15 protein-coding genes are annotated in these 16655 nt (G+C 52.6%); 9 read left to right on the top strand and 6 right to left on the bottom strand.

Annotation, left to right across the window (positions count from 1 at the left end; genetic code table 11):
* The first annotated feature begins 90 nt into the window (after window positions 1-90).
* Together IC234_RS01635 and IC234_RS01630 are read left to right on the top strand one after the other, a co-directional pair.
* On the top strand, window positions 91-1416 hold the full coding sequence (locus IC234_RS01635) for a hypothetical protein (protein ID WP_190922091.1): 1326 nt from the start codon (window positions 91-93) through the stop codon (window positions 1414-1416).
* Window positions 1417-1556: 140 nt separating this feature from the next.
* The gene (locus IC234_RS01630; protein WP_190922090.1) at window positions 1557-2450 is read left to right on the top strand and encodes a hypothetical protein; all 894 of its coding nucleotides are present in this window, start codon (window positions 1557-1559) and stop codon (window positions 2448-2450) included.
* A gap of 7 nt (window positions 2451-2457) precedes the next feature.
* Here the strand turns inward: IC234_RS01630 and IC234_RS01625 are convergent, their stop codons facing one another.
* The gene (locus IC234_RS01625) at window positions 2458-3012 is read right to left on the bottom strand and encodes a hypothetical protein (protein WP_190922089.1); all 555 of its coding nucleotides are present in this window, start codon (window positions 3010-3012) and stop codon (window positions 2458-2460) included.
* Between the two features lie 188 nt (window positions 3013-3200).
* Here IC234_RS01625 and IC234_RS01620 point away from each other — a divergent pair, with 188 nt between their 5' ends.
* The 4 genes from IC234_RS01620 to IC234_RS01605 all read left to right on the top strand — a co-directional run bounded on the left by IC234_RS01620 (window position 3201) and on the right by IC234_RS01605 (window position 7052).
* On the top strand, window positions 3201-4055 hold the full coding sequence (locus IC234_RS01620; protein WP_190922088.1) for a DUF5677 domain-containing protein: 855 nt from the start codon (window positions 3201-3203) through the stop codon (window positions 4053-4055).
* Between the two features lie 143 nt (window positions 4056-4198).
* Entirely contained in the window at window positions 4199-4768 is a 570-nt protein-coding gene (locus IC234_RS01615; protein WP_190922666.1) for a hypothetical protein, read from the top strand.
* Window positions 4769-5086: 318 nt separating this feature from the next.
* The gene (locus IC234_RS01610; RefSeq protein WP_190922087.1) at window positions 5087-6340 is read left to right on the top strand and encodes a hypothetical protein; all 1254 of its coding nucleotides are present in this window, start codon (window positions 5087-5089) and stop codon (window positions 6338-6340) included.
* 571 nt (window positions 6341-6911) lie between these two features.
* Window positions 6912-7052: a hypothetical protein gene (locus tag IC234_RS01605; RefSeq protein WP_190922086.1), complete on the top strand. Its 141-nt coding sequence runs from the start codon at window positions 6912-6914 to the stop codon at window positions 7050-7052.
* Window position 7053: 1 nt separating this feature from the next.
* Here the strand turns inward: IC234_RS01605 and IC234_RS01600 are convergent, their stop codons facing one another.
* Window positions 7054-7590 carry a hypothetical protein gene (locus IC234_RS01600; RefSeq protein ID WP_190922085.1) on the bottom strand — a complete coding sequence of 179 codons (537 nt, stop codon included), beginning with the start codon at window positions 7588-7590 and terminating at the stop codon, window positions 7054-7056.
* Between the two features lie 33 nt (window positions 7591-7623).
* Window positions 7624-8208: a hypothetical protein gene (locus IC234_RS01595; RefSeq protein WP_190922084.1), complete on the bottom strand. Its 585-nt coding sequence runs from the start codon at window positions 8206-8208 to the stop codon at window positions 7624-7626.
* 152 nt (window positions 8209-8360) lie between these two features.
* Here IC234_RS01595 and IC234_RS01590 point away from each other — a divergent pair, with 152 nt between their 5' ends.
* Window positions 8361-8879 carry a hypothetical protein gene (locus tag IC234_RS01590; RefSeq protein ID WP_190922083.1) on the top strand — a complete coding sequence of 173 codons (519 nt, stop codon included), beginning with the start codon at window positions 8361-8363 and terminating at the stop codon, window positions 8877-8879.
* A 698-nt stretch (window positions 8880-9577) separates the two neighbouring features.
* Here IC234_RS01590 and ffh read toward each other — a convergent pair.
* Window positions 9578-10945: a signal recognition particle protein gene (gene ffh, locus IC234_RS01585; protein ID WP_190922082.1), complete on the bottom strand. Its 1368-nt coding sequence runs from the start codon at window positions 10943-10945 to the stop codon at window positions 9578-9580.
* 155 nt (window positions 10946-11100) lie between these two features.
* On the opposite strand from ffh, the gene IC234_RS01580 reads away from it, so the two are divergent.
* Complete coding sequence (locus IC234_RS01580) at window positions 11101-12411, top strand: glycosyltransferase family 4 protein (RefSeq protein WP_317173309.1); 1311 nt, start codon at window positions 11101-11103, stop codon at window positions 12409-12411.
* Window positions 12412-12430: 19 nt separating this feature from the next.
* Window positions 12431-14158: a DUF6044 family protein gene (locus IC234_RS01575; protein WP_190922081.1), complete on the top strand. Its 1728-nt coding sequence runs from the start codon at window positions 12431-12433 to the stop codon at window positions 14156-14158.
* 3 nt (window positions 14159-14161) lie between these two features.
* Here IC234_RS01575 and IC234_RS01570 read toward each other — a convergent pair whose 3' ends face one another.
* Both IC234_RS01570 and IC234_RS01565 read right to left on the bottom strand, forming a co-directional pair.
* Window positions 14162-15094, bottom strand: a complete 933-nt coding sequence (locus IC234_RS01570) for a hypothetical protein (RefSeq protein ID WP_190922080.1) — start codon at window positions 15092-15094, stop codon at window positions 14162-14164.
* Complete coding sequence (locus IC234_RS01565) at window positions 15091-16563, bottom strand: MBOAT family O-acyltransferase (RefSeq protein WP_190922079.1); 1473 nt, start codon at window positions 16561-16563, stop codon at window positions 15091-15093. The genes IC234_RS01570 and IC234_RS01565 overlap by 4 nt, the downstream gene beginning before the upstream one ends.
* Window positions 16564-16655: the final 92 nt, after the last annotated feature.

Raw genomic sequence — 16655 nt, 5'->3', positions numbered from 1 at the left:
TTTTTACAAAGCTTTTGTATAGCGTAGTATTTGGCAGCAAATGAATCAAATGATTTACCACAAGGTTTATAAAATAATAATCACACCACAATGAACATCAATAACACAAATCGATTTAAAGCGCTTGATTCGATGCCGAAAAAATCATCCCTTTATGCTTTTCAGAGCAGAGGAAGAGAATTTGAGACGTTGATTAATGATGTTTTTCAGGATGAAGGTGTCTTGCTGAGAAGAAGCTATCACACAGCTGACAATAGCTCTGAACAAATAGATGGAGCTATTGAAGTAAATGGAAGAGTATTCTTACTTGAAGTAAAGTGGGTCGAATCGGGATTGGCAGCTTCCGAGCTTTTCAGCTTTATTGGTAAAGTTGAAAATAAGTTTCATGGCACTTTGGGTATATTTCTATCAAGAGCAGAACTTGCAGAAAATTTCATAAACGCGCTCAATAAGGGAAGGCGTCAATCTGTGATTGTTATACACGGAAAAGATGTTGATGACATTTTTAACAACCAACTTAAAATAAGTGACTACATAACACACACATTTAAGCTACTATCTTATGACCACGTTCTTCATTACCCTGTCACAAACTATATTAATAGTCAGGCAGGCAATCAAGTTTTACCGGGGAAAATCGCTTCACCTACAACTAACCCTATCATATCACTGATAGTTAGCGGCACTACTACGACTTCAGACTTGAATCAAGCCATTATAAGTGCTAATGACGCTGAATTAGATGATGCATTCAGCTATGTTGTAAAAAGATACGGCAGGGCTTATAAGTATGCTTTCGATAATGTGAATTTTAGTTTTCTTACTAATTTCAACATAGTATTGAACAACCATATACCTAGTCAGAGAGAGCTAAACTCTTTAGCAGAAGTTTATTATACAGAACTGACAAAACAATCTCTTCAGGCTTATTCATCTCCAAAATTTGTCAATTTATTTTCATCACATTACGACCAAATTAGTGAAGAAGCCAAAGAGTTGTTTAAAACAAATATACTAGAAGCATGGCAGGAAGGGCTGGGCAATTACGATAGAGAAAACGAACTTACTAGACTTATCAGACCTCTTTGGGAAAAGCTAAGCAAATCTTTTAAGGAAAAGCTGGAATACTATTACTTAAGCATATTTGTGAGTGATAGGCTAGATAAATTTGAACAGAAATCATTTGCTAATACATTAGTATATGACAATCTTATTGAGCGGCCAGCGGTGGAAGCTTGGCTAGATAAAAGTATCAAGGATAGCAAGAATTGGTTTAGTGACTGGTCTGAAAATACTAACGAGAAAGTCGGAGTAATATCAAGGTCATATGTGAAAATTGCTTCATACCTCAACATAGACAAAACTGCTTGGACTGACTTTGTGCGGGAAAAGCTAGATTTAACATATGGCAAATAATTTATTTGAAGGCAGATGGTAAGAAGGGCGCTGGATTGCTACAACGACGAGTACGAGAAGCACAGCTATACTACAGCTAACAGGAGCGTCAAGTACGGCGTTTCTGTTGTAACTTGTAGAAGACCCCTCTCCCATTTCACATGTCCGCTGCCCGTACCAAGAATGATGACTGCTTGCTTTGCCGTAAACGCAAGGCTGACGCTGAGAACTCGCACATCTACACGAAATTCATCACTCGCTCCATTTTTGGTGACAGGAAGCTAAACCAAGGCGGCGGTCAAATCAATTCGGCAAATGTCGAGTATGGTGAACCAGCCTTTGATACGGTCAAAGAAGACCATATTTTGTGCATTAACTGTGAGAGGATTCGCTTGTGCAGGTTAGAGACCTATGTATCAACTCACTTCTACAACCGTTACCGTAACCCTCGTTTTGCCGACGCTTTCCCGATTGAGAAGCGGTATAACCTCATTACGGAAGAACTGGACTGCATCATTTGTGAGAAGCTGCACACCGGCTTGTTCAAGCTGTTCATCTATTCTCAGATTTGGAGAGCTTCGATTTCAACCGATAATGCCTACAAGAACTTCAAGCTGAGTCCAGAACTTGAAGAGACGTTACGTCATACGCTGGACACTTTCTTAAAGGACACAGCCGACGAGACCATAGCGTACTACGACGAGCACGTTGCGGACTTTCCTCAATTTCAATTCACTATCGTTACACCCAAAGACCAAAGCGAATCAATCGGCAACTTCGTTGCTGAGCCGTATGATGCCGGTAACGGTACGTTTTTGATGGTCTTGAACGAGTTTGCCATCATCTTCTACAGCAAGTGGAATGAAGGCAGGAAGTTCGCTCGTGCTTTCAATCCCGGTGCCTACCCTATCAACGTAGCCATCGTTACGGAAGAGGAATGGAAAGACAGCGTTATCAATCCGTTGGTTGGTATGCTCGTTAAGTCTGTTAAGCACACTATGCGAAAAGCGATGATAGCCGAGGCAAAAGCAAAAGCGGAATCGAAACGCCGTTAGCCATCGGTTACGCTTTTACGCAAGTGTTGCGATCGCTTACGTCCTTCTCGTTAGGTCTGAATATCAAGTGATACTTCCTACCGCTTGCATTCCGATACTCAAATTTGAGTTCATCGAAGGGAAAGCGTTCCCTGCTACGGTACTCGTCTGGATGTTCGTGGCTGAGCCTCGGAATGACTGTCGAAATCACAACGTTGCTTTCAACGGTTTGGTGAGCCATGATAGGCTTCGTAAAGTCGAGTTCGGGGCTAAACTCTATGTTATCGGCTTTTACCAACCTAAGCTTGAAAGCAATGTGTTCGGTATTGTTGGTCAGAGCAAGTAGACACGTTTGCTCTATCTCCATTAGACCATTTGGTGTGTGTATCTCTTGTGTTTCGGTGCGTTCGATGTCTTTCCCGTACCGAATGAGCACCCGGCTTGTTACTGTCAATCTTGCTGCCAACACAGGCTTCAAGAACTTTTTGCGAACCTCTTTTACTGCATAACCGACGAAGCCAACGGAAGCCAAGCCGTTAGCGGCGAACTTTGCAGCGTCCCAAATAGCGGATAAATCAGGCATGTAGCGGGGAACAATGGGGACAGGGTAGCAAGGTAGCGACCACGACCATCTGTGTAGCTACGGGATTCGTTTTGGGGTTAAACGCAAAAAGCAACGAGCCATTACAGCTTGTCTCTCTAGCTGCTGTTCTACTGTACACGTTTGACAGTAATATTATACGGCAATATTCTCACTAGGAAAGCGAGCAAATGGATTCAAACGTTGATTTAGAAGCTATTAAAGCCGACACAGTTACAGTGTCCAAGACTGCTTTCAACTACGTCGTTGACGAGGTACAAAAGCTAGTTGATGAAACCAACGTTGACATCGATGCAATACTGCCTCTTGTCAAGTTTATTCTTGATAGAAGTGCAACGGTAGCGATACTGGTTAAGATAGGGAAGTTTTGGGACGCTGAAATAATATTTCGTTCTCTATTAGAAGTACTATCTAAGCTTTTAATAATAACTACTCAAAGCGACGAGGAAGCCGTTGAAAAGAAACTAAATGAATATTGGCTTCATATAGGAGAAATCGAACAGCTAAGAGCTTCTTTGGAAGCAGAAAAGCTTGTAAATGGTGGAAACATGAACGATGTCGAGAAATTCAGGCTGTTAATTCTCAGTGAAGATGAACGGTTAGAATTGGAGGCAAGGAATGGCAAGGACAAGCGCAAAAGGTTGTCAAATGACTGGTCATTCAATGATATATTACTTAACTTGACCAAGAACAAAGACATTGAACCGATGATGTCGTTTGAGGTATTGCACTTCTTTTGGAAACAATCTTCACACATAGCACATGGAGATAAAGTTGCTATGAATGCAATTAGAGTTCGGGAAGATATAATTGAGGGCAAAGATTTTAGGGACGCCACACAACACCTAAAACTATTGAAGGCTGCTAATGATGCCTGCTTTTGGGCTGCAGTACAGTTGTGCAGCTTTACAAAGAATGACGATAAAGCAAATGAGCTAAAGACATACTTCTTAGCGTACAATCGTTTCATGACAGCAATACATAAGGCGGTAGCTGCTGAGAGTGATAGGCAAGGTTACATGTAGCTTGCCGGTTTTAGTAATAGAATATTTGGTCATTTTCAAACATTGACGATAGACATGTTTGATTAATAAAATAATCGCAACTTCAGTCATTATTTTTCATAAAAATTGCGAACTTTGCATTTCATCTCTTTCCATCTTCACCAATGCCGGATATTCTACACGACATAAGCTTAAACGACATCAATCGTCTTGTACGGAGCAGGGCACGCGATTCGAATATCAGCGAAGCGACAACGGCTACGCTCAGCAACTTTTGCATGTTGTGGAATCTATACGAACGACGATTTTATGAACGCAATTGTAACAATCGAAAGATGGAAGAATTGCTCGCCAGTCCGAACAATCCACTTGTCTTCAATCCCGCTGTTGCATTGGATTACTTCAGGAGAAGGTACATTACCGATTATTCTCCCGAACGTCAACATTCTGTTGATGATTTTAACATGACTTTTCATTTGCTGCATCCGGCAACTACGTTGGACAGAAGAGTTCAGGCAAGCTTGGAAAAGATTGAAAACGCTCTGCTTAATAGCACGAATCAAACCAACCCACACTACGCCGTATTAGCAATCCTTTACCGTTACCGAAACAATCTGTTTCATGGGGAGAAAGCAGTTGTTTCGTTGAATGGTCAACGTAACAATTTCATTGTTGCCAATAAAGTATTGTACGAAATCTTAGACCACAATCGCACTGTGTTTGACAACGAGTGATGACACAAGCAGACATCTTGAAGCAGGTACGTAACCGGATACCGTTTGTAGACGCTACGGTAAGCGTCATCGACATATGTGACGTGACTTAGACAGTCACTCTATAGGTCGTGACGTACTGGCATGGGAGTACAAGACGAGTCGTGGTATCTTCGAGATTGAGCCGGAAGAGTTCGAGGTACTGAAGCACATCCACCCTATCAACGTCGGTAAAGATGTTCGTCGTTTCTCTCGAACTAACTTGGATACGGTAATTCGGCAAACCGCACTTGATAAAATCATTGCTGAGCTTGCCTAATACGCTAACAGACCTGAAAGATGATTAACCGGAAAGTAAGAAGGCTTGCGACTAATGACCTATTGCTTGAATGGAAGCAGATGGTTAGTGCCAAGAAGTTCCGTACTGGTCGGGCTACCGAAAAGGTTTTCCAAGACGCGTTGAATACGGAACTCGTATTACGGGCTTTCTTTGATGCCAAAGACTATACGTACACTAAGAATAGAAACCCTGACAATTATCTAATAGCACTATTAACCAGCAACGAGGAAAAAGATATTTACCTTTTAAACGAAATGGCAAAGTTGATTACCTATTGGGAATCAAGAAAGCTAAGTGTAGCATTAAAGTCGAAGAACGGTAAAGTCGAAGTAAATCACGCGTCGTTAAGTCAACTGCTCTTCGAGGTTTACGTTGACATGATGCTTAGGGGAGCCAATATTGAAACCGTAAGCGACATGACCTACACCACTCGTAACGGTAACGAAAAACCATTAGATAACTACTTTGAATTCGACGGTAAGAAGTACCTCGTTGAATGCTTCCGACCCAATGAACCGGTGAACAAAAGCGTCATCTCCTTGAACATGGAAATCATGAAAATGATGGAGAAGAAGCAGATAATGAATTACCAAGCCTTTCGGGGACACGTTGGATTCAAAACGAACACCGACTTACACACAGCAGTCAACGAGGCTCGTAACAAGGTCGAAGAATTATACCTCAATTACCTGAGCGAGACAGAGAAGGAAGGGTTAGCCGTGATGTATCCAAAGAAGTTCGTCTCCGACAAGTTCGACATTGAAATTGTGCCGTACTACTTAGGCAATACGCATGAGAAGGAGCGAGACTTAGACTTGTATAACCCGTTGGTGTCGTTTGAAACCGAACCATCACAAACGCTATACAATGGCTGTAGTATCGTGATTAGTGGCACTCGAATGACGCAACATGAAGCACTAAATGAGAAGTTAGCCAAGAAGATAAAAGGCAAGCGAGACCAACACAGGGACGCTCCTTTTAACAAAATCATCTTCATTGAACTTGACGAGACCATTGGATTCAACGCCAATACTCCGATGTTCCCTTATCTGAGCAGAGAGCAGTTGGACACCAAGTCGTACAGAGAAGCAACCGAGAAGAACAGCGATGTGATACACATCTTCGTTCTGAAGAAGGCGACGAACAAGGGAATAGATAAGGAGTTCAAGTGTTTATACAACCCTATCCATACACCGTTGATAAACACGCTGAAGAAGCTTGAGAATTTTCACCATGTTGCTCAGCTTTTATAAAATTAGGTAGGTTGGGGAGAAATTTTAATCAAAAGTTCATGTCCGCATCCATCTCAAGTGACTGAATACCTGTGCAAAGCCCTAATTTCGCATATTATGATGCCTTATCTATACTCAAAGGTGGGTCGTTATCGACGCTAAAAGGGAGTTATGGTGCTATGTAATACCCGGTTATGGTATAGGAAAGCCGTGTATGTAAAGCAGCATTATTCACTGTAAAAATCCGCTTTAACACAGATTTATAAACGGCTTAGTTTTACATGATTTTTGTCAAAAAAATCACAGGAGCCGTCCTCACAGTTCAAAGAAGCTTTTTAGAACTTCGGCTTTAGCGCGGATACGAGCCTTTCACATTCAATACCTAGAGAGGGCTGGCCCCGAGGGGGGGTAAACGAAGCATAAGGGGTGGGGGCTATTCGTTCAATCATGTTTTACCTATAACATCGTCGGGTTGAGATAGAAGAATTCTAGTGAATTTCTGCTTGAAGCCTTCTCTCATTTCCCTAAGACGAACATTGGCGCTGGCGTGGCAGCAGCTCAATCAGTATCATGTCGGTTGGTCACTCAGGTTATGGCGCGTAGCCGTATCCACACGAGCAATTACGCCACCGATTCGGAAGGCTGCTTGTTAGTTGGCACGGGCAAGACCACCGACATGTTGAAGGCTCAACTGGACGCCGGGGACGAGTGCTGGATTACCATCACCAAGTAGACTAGAAGGCTTCCTTGTCCTTGCGCATTCCCTTTTCATCGTACTTGCCCTTCATGTAGTCTCCAAAGCTTACGGGCAACTCAAGACCGAAATGAGCCAGAAACGCCTTGGCCTTCTCCATTTCCACTTCGTCGTCTTCCGCAATGCCGATGACAAGGGGTTCCTCAGTGCCAAGCTTGATGGAAAGCTTTAACGACTGATACCCCCAAGCGGCATGTACCGACTGGACGATAGACTTGTTCAAGCTCAAGCTCTCGAATGCTGACTCTGGCTTACCTAGAAGAATGGCTTCCATTCGGCTCAGCTCAGCGTCCCGAGCTTCGTCGGTTTCGAACTCAAGTATGGTCTCCTTCCCTTGGATTTCCAACATCTGGATAGAGGGTATACCCTTTGCCTTTTCCGTTTCCACAGTAGGGTCTCGTTGACGGTTTAAGGACGCGGATAACATGCGCGCAGTAAACCGTTCGTATTTCTGGACACTCCCGATGATGGAGGTATTGACGGTAGTGCCGTTGGTGAGTTTGATGAAAGTGGACATGTTGACGATGGAAGGCGCTGGGAATTATCTGACTTAGAAGGGGAGGTCGTTTTCCGCCTCTTTTTCCGCCTCTCTTGCCTTCGGAGTCATCTTGGCTAGGCGCTCTTGGTTTGCTATCTCCAGTCTCTCCTTCCGGGCTTCCTCTGCCGCTAAACGGGCAATTTTGCCTTTGGGGTACTTCTCATCTTCGACTTCTTGCCACCGTTGTTCCATTTCAAAGATGATGTGGTCACGGTAGTTAATGGCATGTTGAGCGAGCTTCATCTGGGTAGCCGACCACGAATCCCCTAGATTGATAAACGAGCTGGTTAGCTCTTCTAACCATCGTAAATCGCTTTCCAGAAAATGGCTAACCTTAGGCTGTATGTTGGGGTCTGGCAAAATCAGATACCCCCATGTAGTATCGGAGTAAACTTCTACATCGTCCCACTCGAAATAGGTTTCAGCTTTGCCATTCCCAATTGTACTGTAGCGAACGTTATGCGTAAACAGAGAAGCAAACGTGTCAGCTAGGTCCTCATTAGGAGCTTCCACCACAAGCCGCATCCCTCCTTCCGTGAGTTTATAGCTAATGATGCGAACTGGCATGAGTTCAGTCAGAATTTGGGGGCGGTCCATGTGGAATAGCTTGAATGTTTAGCTAAGGTAAGCCCGGGCGAGAACCATACCCAAACCCAAATTCCCTTAGTTATCCACATCCTCATGTCAATCGATAATGACCAGCGTGACTGTAAGTTTACCGCTAGGATTACCCCCTTAGCATTCTACTCATGTTGACGTCATCGGCCTTCTTGGGCTTCTTTGGAAGAATCGTAGACCCGCTTATGAAGCTCTTCATGAAGCGGTACAACCAACCCAAGTTGTACATGAAGGTCGTGTTCAAGGAGAAGTATATCAAAGCCGAATCCAAGTACTATAATCCGCCTTGTGACTACACATTGTACCGAGAATACGAGGTGACCGTTCGCAACAATTCGGAGCATAACGCCTACCTCATCATGATTAGGGCACCCAAGGAAGTAGGCGTACACAGCATCAATCCTCCTCGTGAGTACCATCAACCGCTTCTAGTCCACGAAGAGTTTATTTACAGACACCAACTTCGGAAGCCCTTTTACGGCACTCAAGAAGAAGCTGAAGTTGCACTGAAGAAGTGGGTTCCTAATAACATGCGCCTTGAATACGAAAACGTCAGTGGCCAGAGCTTCTTCACAGAATTTGTGTTTGGAAGGGGCATGGAGACCCAGAATCAATTCGGCGCCTTTAAGAACAAAATCAAGAATCAATAATGCTCCGCAAAATCTTCCGGCCTCGCTTATGGTGGCTATTAGCTTTCCCCCTCTTCTTCTATCTAACACGAGCTGTTGATACAACGGAGGGAGAAGTGAGCTTCCAAGAATTTGAGATTCGTGAGCAATCTTATGAAGTGGTGGAGTTCATTGTTTTCGGTTTCCGCATAGAACCGAACGTCTATCAAGTCTTGTACTTCGTGGCCAACGCTTGCTTGGTATTAGGCTGCCTATCGGTAGCCAAGGAGCTATTGGTTCCACACCTCGGAGCTAAACCCGAGTAAGGCTTGTGGCCTTGGGCCGTTTTCCCGCCATTATCACATTTGCTACCTCGAATTGTCGTCTGTCAACGGGTGTCCACGTGTGGACAATATTTGTCCACAAAACGGCCTTTTTTGTGGACAACATTCAGTTGGGCTAATATTTATTCGTCGCAAGTGCTTGATAGTAAGTAAATAAAAAAAGGACGTCCCAAGGGGGCGTCCTTTTCCATACCAAAACACCTTAAAAAACTATTCTTTCACGATGAGACTAACAAGAATTGCACCAAAAGATTCCGGGTCGACTTAATTTTTCCACAAGTCGTTTCACGATTGCCCTTTAGCGCCCTCCTATTCCGCTTTTGGAACAAGCAGCGGCGCAAAAAAGCCCGGTCTTTCGCCCGGGCTTTGCTGTGTTGTGGCCGTGGGCCGGCGGGCTTAGCGCCCCATCATGCCGCCGCCACCGCCGCGCATGCCGCCCATCATTTTCTGCATTTGGGCCAGGCCGCCTTTGGTCTGGCTGAGCTTGTTCATTTTGCGCATCATCTGGCGCATCTGGTCAAACTGCTTCATCAGGTCGTTCACCTGCTGCAGCTCCGTGCCCGAGCCTTTGGCCAGGCGGCGCTTGCGTGAGGCGTTGAGCAGGTCGGGGTTGGCGCGTTCCTGCTTGGTCATGCTCCGGATGATGGCCTCGACGGGCTTGAAGGCGTCGTCGTCGATTTCCACGTCCTTCATCGCCTTGCTCATGCCCGGAATCATGCCCATCAAATCCTTAATGTTGCCCATCTTCTTGATTTGCTCGAGCTGGCCGAGGAAGTCGTTGAAGTCGAACTGGTTTTTACGGATTTTCTTCTCAATGCGCTTGGCTTCGTCCTCATCGAACTGCTGCTGAGCACGTTCGACCAGCGAAATCACGTCGCCCATGCCCAGGATGCGCTGGGCCATGCGGTCGGGGTAGAACAGGTCGAGCGCGTCCATCTTCTCGCCCGTCGAGATGAACTTGATGGGCTTTTCGACCACGGCCCGAATGGAGAGGGCCGCGCCACCGCGCGAGTCGCCGTCAAGCTTAGTGAGCACCACGCCGTCGAAATTTAGGCGGTCGTTGAAGGTTTTGGCGGTGTTCACGGCGTCCTGGCCGGTCATGGAGTCCACCACGAACAGCGTTTCGCTGGGGTTGATGGCCGACTTCACGGCCTCAATCTCGCGCATCATCTGCTCATCCACGGCCAGGCGGCCGGCGGTGTCGATAATCACCACCTTCTTGCCGTTTTTGCGGGCGTAGTCGATGGCGTTGCGCGAGATTTCGACGGGGTTTTTGTTCCCAACTTCCGAGTACACTTCCACGCCGATTTGCTCGCCGAGCACCTTGAGCTGGTCGATAGCGGCCGGGCGGTACACGTCGCAGGCCACCAGCAACGTGTTGCGGCCCTGCTTCTTGACGTAGCTGGCCAGCTTGCCGGCGAAGGTGGTTTTGCCCGAGCCCTGCAGGCCCGAGAGCAGAATCACGGCCGGGTCGCCTTTGATGACGATGTCCTTTTTCTCGCCGCCCATGAGCTCGGTGAGCTCATCGTAGACGATTTTCACCATGAGCTGGCCCGGCGACACGGCCGTGAGCACGTCGCGGCCCATGGCGGCGTCCTTGATTTTGTCAGTTACTTCTTTGGCAACCTTGTAGTTAACGTCGGCATCGACCAGGGCGCGGCGAATTTCCTTGATGGTGGCCGCGACGTTGATTTCCGAGATGCTGCCCTGACCTTTGAGGGTTTTGATGGCCCGGTCGAGCTTATTGGAGAGATTATCAAACATGAATCGCTGAGTTGAGCGGGAGGTACGGAAGAAGCCGACCGGGCGCGGACGAGCCGCGCGAAATCAGGCAGTTATTGAACCCCAAAAGTAACCAAAAAAGGCCGAAAACCGGCAAAGCGTGTACCTTCGCGCCCCGCTTGCTCTCCCCTGCTCCCGTGCCCGCCACCCGTCCGCTGCGCCTGCTCGTCATCACCTATTATTGGCCGCCCTCGGGCGGGGCCGGCGTGCAGCGCTGCCTCAAGTGGGTGAAGCACCTGGGCCAGTTTGGCGTGGAAGCCACCGTGATAACCGTGGACCCGGCCCAGGCCACCTATCCCGTGCGCGACGAAAGCCTGCTGGCCGAAGTGCCGGCCGACGTGCGCGTCATCAGAACTAAAACGTCGGAGCCCTTCGAGAGCTACAAGAAGCTGACGGGCCGCGCCGTGCCTTACGGCGGCTTTGCTAACGAGGGCAAGCCTGGCCTGATGCAAAAGGCGCTGCGCTTCGTGCGCGGCAACCTGTTCATTCCGGACCCGCGCCGCGGCTGGAACCGCCACGCGCTGGCCGCGGTGGAAAAGCTGCTGGCCGCGGGCGAGCAGTTTGATGCCGTGCTCACGTCCTCGCCGCCCCATTCCACCCAGCTCATCGGCCTGGCGCTGAAAAAGCGCCACGGCTTGCGCTGGCTGGCCGACCTGCGCGACCCCTGGACGGACATTTACTACTACAAAGACCTGCATCACACGCCATTGGCGTCCTGGCTCGATGCGCGCTACGAGCGGCAGGTGCTAACGCAGGCCGATACCGTGCTGGTGACCTCGCCCGAAACCAAGCGCCTGTTTATGGCCAAGCTGCCGGAGCTGCCGTCGGCCAAGTTTCAGGTGCTGCCCAATGGCTACGACGAGTCGGATTTTCAGAAGTCTTCGCAGCCGCCCACGGACTGCCTGCGCATCACCCACACCGGCACCATCACGGAGCTGTATCATATCGATTGCCTGCTGGAAGCTGTGGCGACTTGCGCCAAGCGCCACCCGGACGTGCCGCTGCGGCTGCGGTTCGTGGGGCAGGTATCGGCGCAGCTGCGCGGGCAAATAGAACAGGCGGGGCTGCTGGCAGCCACCGAGTTTATTCCGTTTGTGCCGCACGATAAGTCGGTGGAATACCTGCTCAGCGCCTCGGTGCTGCTGATGGCCATTCCGGATGTGCCGCGCAATTTTGGTATCCTGCCGGGGAAGATTTTTGAGTACCTGGCGGCGAACAAACCTATTCTGTGCGTGGGCCCGGCCGGGTCCGACGCCGACAACCTGCTGCAGGAGTGCGACGCCGGCCAGGCCCTGCCCTACCGCAACTCGGCCCTGATGCTGGAAACGCTGGAAGCTTTGGTAGCCCAGTGGCGCCACAACCCCAACCTCGACCTGCCGGCCGTGAGCCACCACCGCTACTCGCGCCGCGCCCTCACGGCGCGCCTGGCCGAAATTGCCGCCAGCTAACCATGCGGCCCAAAAGACGATGAGAAGCAGGCGCACTTTCTTACAGCCGCTGCCCCTCGCGCTGGCGGGGCTGGTGCTGTTTCTGCTGCCGTTTCTGCTGCTGGGCAGCCACAGCTTTATCACCATCCACGACAACCTGGACACCGAAATCGGCAGCCCCTACCTGCTGAATAAGTTTCGGGTGGTGTTCGACTACCGGCCCACGGCGGTGATGCCCAGCATCATGAACGGGCTGCCGCGCAACGCCCTGCGCTCGGGGCTGAACCCGACGGTGTGGCTGTTTGGGATGTTTCCGCCGTGGGCGGCGTATCTGGTCAATCAGGCGCTGGTGCGGCTGTTGGGGCTGCTGGGCATGTGGGCGCTGCTGCGACGGCGCTGGCTGCCGGGCCCGAGGCGGCGGTGGCTGGCGGCGGGGCTGGCGGTGGCCTGGGCCACGCTGCCCATTTATTCCATGTATGGACTAACCGTGCTGGGCCAACCCGCCCTGCTGCTGGCGGTGCTGCGCCTGCGGGCGGGCCGCGGGGGCTGGTGGCCCTGGCTGCTGGTGGCGGCCTTTCCGGTGTGGTCCTTTTTTGTATTTGTGGGTCCCTTCCTGGCCGGCGCGGCGGCGGGATTGGCTTTGTATGACGCGTTTTACGGGCGGCGGGCAGCCGCGCTGCGGGTGGGAGCCGCCGCGGCCCTACTGGCGCTGATGTACGTGGTGGTGGAGTGGCCGCTGTTCTATTCCCTGCTGGTGACGCAGCAATTCGTGTCGCACCGCGTCGAGCACGATTTGCTGCGGACGGTGGCGTTTGGCCTGGGGCCCGGCCTGCGCTCGGCGGCCAACTTCTTGCTGCTGGGCCAGTACCATTCGAGCCAGTTTTTTCGGGGGGCGCTGGTGCTGGCCGTGCTGGCGGCCCTGGCCTGGGGCCGGGGTGGCTGGCGGGTGGCGGCGCGGCGCTTGGCGCCCTGGGTGGCGGGCATGGTGGCGGTGGCCCTTTTTTGTGGGTTTGTGCTGCAGGCCGTGGCGGTGGTGCAGCACCGCCTGCCGCTGCTGCACGCCTTCAACCTGACCCGGCTGGGCTTTCTGCTGCCGCTGGCCAGCTTCGGCGTGCTGGCCCTGAGCCTGCGGCTGCTGCCGGGCCGGCGCCACACGGTGGCGGCGCTGCTGGTGGCCACGCAGCTTTTCATTGGCCTGCTGATGAATGCCGAATGGACCAACAACCTGCGCGAACTGGCCGGGTGTCCGAAAAAGGCCCAGCCCACTTACGCACAGTACGTGGCTGCTCCGTTGTTTGAAAAAATCAACACCTACCTGACCCAACGCACCAGCATGGCCCCCAGCGGCTACCGCGTGGGCTGCCTCGGCTTCGCGCCGGCCGTGGCGCAGCTCAACGACTTCTATACCCTCGACAGCAACCAGAACAGCTACCCCCTCAGCTACAAACACCAGTTCCGCCCCCTCATCGCCGGCGAGCTGGCCAAAGACCCGGCCCTGGCCACCTACTTCGATGCCTGGGGCAACCGCTGTTATTTTTTTTCGCACGAGCTGGGCCGTGACTTCCTCGTGCCGGCCAAGCCTGTCCGCACCGTGCAGGACTGGGCGCTGGATGCCGCGGCGTTCCGCAAAATGGGAGGTCGCTTCATTTTCAGCGCGGCCCGGCTGGCCAGTCCGGCGCGTAGCGGCCTGCGCCCCGTGGCCGACTTTGCCGATGCCCGCGCTTACTGGCGCATATACGTGTACGAAGTAGCGGAACCTGCGCCCTAGCCGTTAGCGAGGTAATACCTTTTGTAAATCACTGGCTAGCTGCTGACTGAACGGCCCGCTGGCGTTGCGCTGCAAGTGGTTGCCGTCGGTGGTGGCGTAGGGGGCGTTGCTGTAATCGAGGTAAGGTGCCGCTGCTTGCGCCGCCAGCTGGCGCATTTGCTGGTCGAAACCGGGCTGGTATTTCTGCTCCAGCGCCAGCAACGCTGCGCCCACGGGCAGGCGCACGAGCACCACCCGGCCGTGCTGCTGCAGCAACCGAATGGTCTGCCCCAAGGCCTGCAGGCGGCCCGACGACAGGTGCTGGCTGGCAGCCAGCAGGCGGTAGTCCTGCAGCTTGCGGGCGGTGCGGGCGCGCACCTGGGCACTGTCGGTGCCGATGTTCACTTCTAGCCAGCCGTCGGGGTGCAGGCGCTCGGTGGCGGTGGCGTAGTCGAGCAGCAGGCGGTAGAGCGGCTTGGTTTGGTAGGTGGTGAGGTAGGCCAGGTTGGGGTTTTGGCTGACCTGGTGGAGCTGGCCGATGAAGGAATTGTCTTCGGGATAAACGCCCTCGGGCCCGGTGAGCGACAGCGACCACGGGTCGACGGCCACAATGAAGAGGCCGTTCTTCACCCCGGGCCGCAGCTTGCGCTGGATGCTGCGCAAGTAGGCCGGCCCGTAAGGCGAGTGCGTGAGCGTGAAAGCATAATTGAGCAGCGGCCCTTCGAAGCGACTGCCCAGCTGCCCGGCCAGCACCGCCGGCCGGATGCCCTGCGCCGCCCGCGAGGTGCCCAATACAAGAGAGCCCGCCGGTGGGCCGGTGAAGCGCCCGTAAAAGGCATCGACCCGCCCGCGCAGCACCACCGGCCCAAGGGCCATGGCCCCCAGCAACACCGCGCCCGCCAGCAGCGCCAGCCGCCCCAGCAGCTTCAAAACCGCGGAAGTCTGAGGCGTTTTCAAAACTGGAAATAGATGAACGAGGTGCTGTTGAACACGCCCAAATACAGAATCAGCAAGGCCAGCCCCACGTAGCCCGACCAACGCACGGCCGCCGTTTGGGCCGAAACCCAGGCCTGCAGGCTACGCGCCCGCCCAAGGTATTCCAGCCCCAGCATCAGCAATACGCTGACGGCCGCCACGGCCAGTTCGGGCCGGTAGTGCTGCGAGAACTCGAGCAGCAGCGTGGCCGTGCCGCGCCCGCCCAGCTGGTCCCACCCGCTCAGCAGGTGCCGGCTGATGAAAACGGCATCGCCAAAAGTGTTGGCCCGAAAGAAAATCCAGGCGTAGGCCACCAACCCGAAGGTGACCAGCACACCCCAGGCCCGCCGCAGCCGCGGGCGGCCGGCCAGGCCGGTGAGGTGCGCCAGCTTTTCCTTGAGCGGGCGCGCCCAGGTGCTGAGCACGAGGTAGAACCCATGCAGGCCACCCCATACCAGAAAGGTCCAGTTGGCGCCGTGCCACAGGCCGCTGATGAGGAAGACAGCCAGCAGGTTGGCATAGGCACGGGCGGGCCGCACCCGGCTGCCGCCCAGAGGAATGTACACGTAATCGCGAAACCAGCTCGACAGCGAAATGTGCCAGCGCCGCCAGAATTCGGGCACCGAAGCCGACAGGTAGGGCTGGCGGAAGTTGAGGTTGAAGTCGAACCCCAGCACGCGCGCCGCGCCTCGGGCCATGTCGGTGTAGCCCGAAAAGTCGCCGTAAATCTGGAACGTAAAGGCCAGCGTGGCCAGCAGCAACAGCGGGCCCTCGGGGTGCTGGCGCGGGTTGTTGAACACGGGGTTCACCAGCAGGGCCAGGCGGTCGGCCACCACCACTTTTTTGAACAGGCCCCAGGCCATGAGCCGCAGCCCGCTCACCACGCGGGCATAGTCAAAGGTGTGCACCCGCCGAAATTGCGGCAGCATGTGTCCGCCCCGCTCGATGGGCCCGGCCACCAGCTGCGGAAAAAACGCCACGAATAAGGCGAAGCGCCCGAAATTCCGTTCTGCCCCGAGCCGGCCTTGGTAGACATCAATGATGTAGCCCACCGACTGAAACGTGTAGAACGACACGCCCACCGGCAGCAGCAGCCCCAGCGCCGGCCCGCTGCCGTGCGGCAGGTGAAAGGCTTCGGCCAGCTGCAGCACCGAGTCGCGGAAGAAATTGAAGTACTTGAAAACGAACAGCGTGCCCAGGTTACTCACCAGGCTGAGGTAGAGGTAGGGCCGCCGCGCCTGCTTGGTGGGCAGCTGGCTCATGCGGTAGCCGCTGTAGTAGTCCACGAGCGTGGTGGCCAGCAGCAGCAGGGCATACACGGCCCGCCAGCTCATGTAGAAATAATAGCTGGCCAGCAGCAGCAGCCCCCCCCGCCACCGCGGCGGCAAGCCGAAATACAGCCCGACTACCAGCGGGAAAAAGACCAGAAAGTGGAGGGAGTTGAATAACATCGGGGCCGCGGCAGAAGCTCTGCGGCGCGAAGGTCGGGAGCGGCGGGCAGTTTTGCGAGGCAGTGTACCCCGAAGCTGCGCTTCGGCTCGCG

The organism is Hymenobacter armeniacus, assembly GCF_014699055.1.
GTDB lineage: Bacteria > Bacteroidota > Bacteroidia > Cytophagales > Hymenobacteraceae > Hymenobacter > Hymenobacter armeniacus.
Note: the sequence above shows the minus strand (reverse complement) of the source record. Positions and strands in the feature narration are given on the sequence as shown.

Excerpts from the sequence above, each read along its gene's own strand:
- IC234_RS01610 (WP_190922087.1), top strand. The coding sequence starts at position 5,087 with ATGATTAACCGGAAAGTAAGAAGGCTTGCGACTAATGACCTATTGCTT.
- IC234_RS01605 (WP_190922086.1), top strand. The coding sequence starts at position 6,912 with ATGGCGCGTAGCCGTATCCACACGAGCAATTACGCCACCGATTCGGAA.
- IC234_RS01565 (WP_190922079.1), bottom strand. The coding sequence starts at position 16,563 with ATGTTATTCAACTCCCTCCACTTTCTGGTCTTTTTCCCGCTGGTAGTC.
- IC234_RS01590 (WP_190922083.1), top strand. The coding sequence starts at position 8,361 with ATGTTGACGTCATCGGCCTTCTTGGGCTTCTTTGGAAGAATCGTAGAC.
- IC234_RS01620 (WP_190922088.1), top strand. The coding sequence starts at position 3,201 with ATGGATTCAAACGTTGATTTAGAAGCTATTAAAGCCGACACAGTTACA.
- IC234_RS01600 (WP_190922085.1), bottom strand. The coding sequence starts at position 7,590 with ATGTCCACTTTCATCAAACTCACCAACGGCACTACCGTCAATACCTCC.
- ffh (WP_190922082.1), bottom strand. The coding sequence starts at position 10,945 with ATGTTTGATAATCTCTCCAATAAGCTCGACCGGGCCATCAAAACCCTC.
- IC234_RS01595 (WP_190922084.1), bottom strand. The coding sequence starts at position 8,208 with ATGGACCGCCCCCAAATTCTGACTGAACTCATGCCAGTTCGCATCATT.
- IC234_RS01615 (WP_190922666.1), top strand. The coding sequence starts at position 4,199 with ATGCCGGATATTCTACACGACATAAGCTTAAACGACATCAATCGTCTT.
- IC234_RS01575 (WP_190922081.1), top strand. The coding sequence starts at position 12,431 with ATGAGAAGCAGGCGCACTTTCTTACAGCCGCTGCCCCTCGCGCTGGCG.
- IC234_RS01635 (WP_190922091.1), top strand. The coding sequence starts at position 91 with ATGAACATCAATAACACAAATCGATTTAAAGCGCTTGATTCGATGCCG.
- IC234_RS01625 (WP_190922089.1), bottom strand. The coding sequence starts at position 3,012 with ATGCCTGATTTATCCGCTATTTGGGACGCTGCAAAGTTCGCCGCTAAC.
- IC234_RS01630 (WP_190922090.1), top strand. The coding sequence starts at position 1,557 with ATGTCCGCTGCCCGTACCAAGAATGATGACTGCTTGCTTTGCCGTAAA.